Source organism: Streptomyces iranensis (assembly GCF_017874715.1).
Classification (GTDB): Bacteria; Actinomycetota; Actinomycetes; order Streptomycetales; family Streptomycetaceae; genus Streptomyces; species Streptomyces iranensis.
This window is the reverse complement of sequence record NZ_JAGGLR010000009.1, coordinates 394,338-400,385: the sequence shown is the minus strand read 5'-3', so window position 1 is coordinate 400,385 and position 6,048 is coordinate 394,338. Positions and strand designations below refer to the sequence as shown.

At 70.5% G+C, this 6,048-nt stretch carries 1 protein-coding gene; it reads left to right on the top strand.

The annotated features are described in order from the left end of the window. Positions 1-48 precede the first annotated feature (48 nt). The gene (locus J2Z30_RS19160) at positions 49-6,048 is read left to right on the top strand and encodes a non-ribosomal peptide synthetase (protein WP_245388196.1); all 6,000 of its coding nucleotides are present in this window, start codon (positions 49-51) and stop codon (positions 6,046-6,048) included.

The following is a 6,048-nucleotide window of genomic DNA, read 5'->3' as shown; positions in this document are numbered from 1 at the left end:
GTGCGTGTGCCGGAGGTGGTGGTTTCGTCGGGGGACGTGGCGTATGTGATGTTCACGTCTGGTTCGACGGGTGTGCCGAAGGGTGTGGCGGTCAGCCATGGTGCGGTGGCCGCGCTGGTGGCGGATGGGTGTTGGAGTGCGGCGGCGCGGGGTCGTGTGTTGATGCATGCGCCGCATGCGTTTGATGCGGCGGTGTTTGAGGTGTGGGTGCCGTTGGTCAGTGGTGGTCGGGTGGTGGTGGCGCCGTCGGGGCGGGTGGATGCGGCGGTGTTGGCGGGTTTGGTGAAGGCGCATGGGTTGACGGCTGTGCATGTCACGGCTGGTTTGTTCGGTGTGCTGGCGGAGGAGTCGCCGGAGTGTTTGTCGGGTCTGGCGGAGGTGCTGACCGGTGGCGATGTGGTGCCTGCGGGTGCGGTGGCTCAGGTGAAGGCTGCTTGTCCGGGGGTTGTGGTCCGGCATTTGTACGGTCCGACCGAGGCCACGCTGTGTGCCACGACGTACGCGGTGGCTCCGGAGGCGGTGGCTCCGGCGGTGTTGCCGATTGGTCGGCCGCGCGACAACACCAAGGCGTTCGTCCTCGACGAGCACCTCGACCCCGTACCCCCGGGCGTCAAGGGGGAGCTCTATCTCGCGGGTGCCGGGCTCGCTCACGGCTATCTCGGTCGGCCGGGGCTGTCGGCGGAGCGCTTCGTAGCGTGCCCGTTCACGGATGGGCGGATGTATCGCACGGGCGACCTGGCGCGGTGGACGGCTGACGGTGAGTTGGTGTTCGCGGGTCGGGTGGATGAGCAGGTGAAGATCCGTGGTTTCCGGGTGGAGCCGGGTGAGATCGAAGCAGTGCTCGCCACGCACGAGAGCGTCGGCCAGGTCGCGGTCGTCGTGCGTGAGGACCGGCAGGGCGACAAGCGCCTCGTGGCCTACGTCGTAACCAACGGCAACGGCGAGAGTGGCTTGACTGGGCTGCGGGAATACATGGCCGAGCGGCTGCCCGAGTACACGGTCCCGGCCGCCCTGGTCCCCCTCGACACCCTCCCGGTCACCGCCAACGGCAAGCTGGACCGTGCCGCCCTCCCCGCCCCCGACTTCGCCGGTACCACCTCCGGCCGGGGCCCGGCCACTCCGACCGAGGAGATCCTTTGCGGGCTCTTCGCCGAGGTGCTGGGCCTGGAGCGGGTCGGCGCGGAGGACTCGTTCTTCGAGCTGGGCGGCGACTCTCTGCTCGCCATGCGGCTCATCGCCCGCATCCGGTCGGTGCTGGACACCGACATCGGGATCGGCAGGCTGTTCACGGCGCCGACGGTGGCCGGGGTCGCCCGGCTGCTCGACGCCCGCGAGGACGGCACCACCTGGGCCGCGCTGACGCCGCGGCCGAGGCCGGAGGTGCTGCCGCTCTCGTACGCCCAGCAGCGGATGTGGTTCCTCAACCGGCTCGAAGGCGTCGGCGAGGGTGCGGGCTACAACCTGCCGCTGGCGCTAGGGATATCGGGAAACCTGGACGTCGCCGCTCTGGAGGCCGCGCTGGGCGATGTCGCCGACCGGCACGAGAGCCTGCGCACGATCTTCCCCGAGACGGACGGCGAGCCCCGGCAGCAGGTGCTGGAGGGCGACGCGGGCCGGCCGCCGCTGATCGTCGTGGAGACCACACCGGACCAACTCGGCGCGACCGTGGCGGCGCACTCCGGGCGTGGCTTCGAGCTGAGCGCCGACCTGCCCTGGCGCATCCGGTTGTTGGCGACCGGGCCCACGGAATACGTGCTGTTGCTCGTGGCGCATCACATCGCGGTGGACGGCTGGTCGATGGGCGTACTCGCCCGGGACATCGGCGTGGCGTACGCCGCCCGTCGGGCGGGTGGTGCGCCGGGGTGGGAGCCGCTGCCGGTGCAGTACGCGGACTACGCGCTGTGGCAGCGCGAGGTACTGGGCGATATCGAGGACCCGGACAGCGTGATCAGCGGCCAGCTGGACTACTGGCGTGCGGCCCTGGCCGACGCGCCCCAGGAGCTGACGCTGCCGACCGACCGGCCGCGCCCGCCCGCGTCCTCCTTCCGGGGCGGCACGGTGCCCCTGCACGTGGACGCCGAGACCCACGCCCGGCTGGTGGCGGCCGCCCAGCAGGGCAACGCCACCATGTTCATGGTCGCCCAGGCCGCACTGGCTGTGCTGCTGACCCGGTTGGGCGCGGGCACGGACATCCCCATCGGCACCGCGATCGCAGGTCGTGGCGACGAGGCCATGGACGCCCTGGCCGGGTTCTTCGTCAACACGCTGGTCTTGCGGACGGACGTCAGCGCCGACCCGACGTTCAGCGAGGTGCTGGCGCGGGTACGGGAGACCGGTCTGGCGGCGTACGCGCATCAGGACGTGCCGTTCGAGCGGCTGGTGGATGTGCTGAGCCCGGAGCGATCGCTGGCCCGCAACCCGCTGTTCCAGGTCATGCTGGCGCTCCAGAGCGCCGCGCCGGAGAAGTGGGAGCTGCCCGGCCTGGAGGTCGACACGCTGCCCTCGACCGCGGACCCCGTGGCCCGCTTCGATCTGTCGGTCACGCTGATTGAGCACCGTGATGGTGTGGGGGCGCCGGCGGGGTTGGGCGGGGCGTTGCTGTTTGCGGTGGATTTGTTTGATGAGGGTACGGCGCGGGGGTTGGCGGGGCGGTTGGTGCGGGTGTTGGAGGCGGTGGCGGCGGATCCGGGGGTGCGGGTCAGTGAGATCGATGTGTTGGGGGAGGTGGAGCGGGCTCGGGTGGTGGCGGAGTGGAATGCCACCGAGACCACGCTGCCCGCCGGTTCGATCGTGGAGCGCATCGAGGCGCGGGTTGCGGCGGCGCCGGATGTGGTGGCGGTGCGATGCGGTGAAGAGGCGCTGTCTTACCGGGAGTTGGACCGGCGGGCGAATCGCTTGGCGCGGCTTTTGACGGAAGTGGGTGTCGGTCCGGAGTCGCGGGTTGCGCTGTGTCTGCCGAGGTCGGTGGACATGGTGGTGGCGGAGTTGGCGGTGTGGAAGGCCGGTGGTGCGTTTGTTCCGCTGGATCCGGAGTATCCGGCGGAGCGGTTGGGCTTTGTGATCGTGGACAGTGGTGCCGAGGTGGTTCTCGGTACGTCGGAGAGCTTGGCCGGGGTGCCGGTCGGTGGGGCCCGCGTCGTGCGTATGGAGCAGGCGGATGGCGTCTCCGCTGAGCCGCTGGGGACGGTTATCGCTCCCGGTCAGTTGGCGTATGTGATTTATACGTCGGGTTCGACGGGGCGGCCGAAGGGGGTGGCTGTCGGGCATGGTGGTGTGGCGAATCTGGCTGAGGCGATGCGTCCGGTGTTGGGTGTGGACGCAGGTGTGGTGGCGTTGCAGTTCGCGTCATTCAGCTTTGATGCCGCCGTCCTCGATGTCGCTGTGACCCTCGCCGCCGGTGGCACTCTCGCCGTCGCCACCGCGGCCGAGCGTAAGGATCCGCAGGTGCTGGCGGAGATGATCGGCCGGTGTGGGGTGCGGGTGGCGAGTGTGGTGCCGTCGCTGCTGGGGGTGCTGGATCCGGATGCCGTTCCGGGTGTCAGCAATTGGGTGCTGGGTGCGGAGCGGTTGAGTGCGGAGCTGGCCGGGCGGTGGTCGGCGGGTGCGCGGGTGTGGAACACGTACGGGCCGACCGAGGCCACCGTCATCACCACCGCCACCACCACTCCGCTGGATGCCGCGCTGGAGGAGGCTCCACCGATTGGCCGTCCCCTCCCCAATGCCCGCGTCTATGTGCTTGACGCGTTCCTCAAGCCGGTTCCCGTAGGTGTCACGGGCGAGGTCTATATCGCCGGTGCCGGGCTGGCCCGGGGCTATTTCGGTCGGCCGGATCTGTCCGCCGAGCGTTTCGTCGCCTGCCCGTTCGCCGCGCCGGGCGGTCGGATGTATCGCAGTGGCGATCTGGCGAAGTGGACCGCCGAGGGTGATCTGGTCTTCGCCGGACGGGTCGATGAGCAGGTCAAGGTCCGTGGTTTCCGTGTCGAGCCCGGCGAGATCGAGGCAGTGCTGGCCGCCTGTGAGGACGTGGCCCAGGCCGCGGTGGTGGTCCGCGAGGATGGGCCGGGGGACAAGCAGCTGGTCGCCTACGTCGTCCCCGACGGGGAGCTGGACGTCGCGGCGGTACGCGCGTTCGCCGCTGGGCGGCTGCCGGAGTACATGGTTCCGGCGGTCGTCGTGCTGGACGCGCTGCCGCTCACCGTCAATGGCAAGCTGGACCGCGCCGCACTCCCCGCCCCCGACGCCACAGTCACCGTGGCGGGCCGGGGCCCGGCCACTCCGACCGAAGAGCTCCTCTGTGGGCTCTTCGCCGAGGTGCTCGGCGTGGAGCCGGTCAGTGCCGATGCGTCGTTCTTCGAGCTCGGCGGTGACTCGATCATGTCGATGCTGCTGGTGTCGAGGGCGCGTAAGGCCGGTCTGGTGGTGAGCGCCCGGCAGGTGTTCGAGCGACGGACCCCGGCGGAGCTGGCGCTGGTGGCCGGTGATGCGTCTGCTCCCGGTGGTCTGGAGGGGAGTGGCGACCCGGGCACGGGCGAGGTGCCATTGACCCCGGTGATGCATGAGCTGCTGAACCGGGCCGGAGCAGAGCGTATCGGTGCGGTGTTCCAGTCCACGGTGGTGGTGGCTCCGGCAGGGATGCGGCTGGAGACGCTGACCGGTGCCGTGCAGGCGGTGGTCGACCACCACGACATCCTGCGGGCGCGGCTGGAGACCGAGCCCGCCACCCGCCTCCTCGTCCCCCCGACCGTGTCCGTGGCCTCGTGGATACACCGGATCGATGCCGGCGCGGCCGGGAGTGACCTCGAGCGCCTGATCGCCGAGCAGTCGCGGGCCGCCGCGGACCGGCTCGATCCGCGAGCGGGTGTGATGCTGCAGGTGATCTGGTTCGACCTCGGACCGGACATCCCCGGACGGCTGCTGATACTCCTCAACCACCTGGTGGTGGACGGTGTCTCCTGGCGCGTCCTCGTGCCAGATCTGGCCGAGGCGTACACCGAGCTGGCCGCCGGCCGTGAGGTCGTGCTGGAGCCCGTACCCACCTCCTTCCGGCACTGGGCTCGCAGCCTGCGGACCGAAGCCACGGGCCAACGACGACTCGCCGAACTCACCGCCTGGACGCAGCAGTTCGACGGCAACGATCCCCTCCTCACCTCGCGGCCGGTGGACCCGGACCGGGACCTCGGCACCACGGTCCGGCAGCTGTCGGTGAAGGTGTCCACGGAGGTCACATCGGCGCTGCTGACCAGCGTGCCGACGGCGTTCCACGCGGGCGTCGACGACGTACTGCTGACCGGCCTGACCGCCGCGTTGGCCGAGTGGCGCCGCCGCCAGGGCCAGGACACGGCCGGGGTCCTGCTGGATCTCGAGGGCCACGGCCGGATCCCGCTGGCGGAGGGGGTGGACCTGACACGCACGGTCGGCTGGTTCACCAGCAGCTACCCGGTGCGGCTGGACGTCGGCGTCGCGGACGTCATGGAGCTGCGCTCCGGCGGGGCCGCGGCGGGACGGGCCATCAAGCGCATCAAGGAACAGCTCCGCGCCGTCCCCGGCGATGGGCTCGGCTACGGGATGCTCCGGTATCTCAACCCCGAGACCGCACCCGCCCTTGCCGCCCTGCCCGCCGCCCAGATCGGCTTCAACTACCTGGGCCGATTCCCCGGCCAGCGGAACCAGAGCGAACAGGGTCAGCGGCCCGTCGAGCGCCATGCCTGGCAGACCGTCGGCGACGGCGGCCGAGGTGGCGGCGCCAACGACCGGATCCCGGTCATGCACGCCCTGGAGGTCATGGGCGTCGTCCACGACCTGCCCGACGGCCCCCAGCTCACCCTCATCGTGTCCTGGCCGTCCGAGCTGCTGGCGGAGTCGGCCGCCCGGAGCCTGCTGGACGGCTGGGCCGCGATGCTCACCGGGCTGGCCACACACACCACGGACATCGGCGCCGACACCGGTATCGGTGGATACACCCCCTCCGACTTCCCCTTGGTGGACATCAGCCAGAGCGAGTTGGACGAGTTCGAAGCGACAGCGCAGCAGATGGACGAAGGAGCTTGA

Excerpts from the sequence above, each read along its gene's own strand:
- J2Z30_RS19160 (WP_245388196.1), top strand. The coding sequence starts at position 49 with ATGTTCACGTCTGGTTCGACGGGTGTGCCGAAGGGTGTGGCGGTCAGC.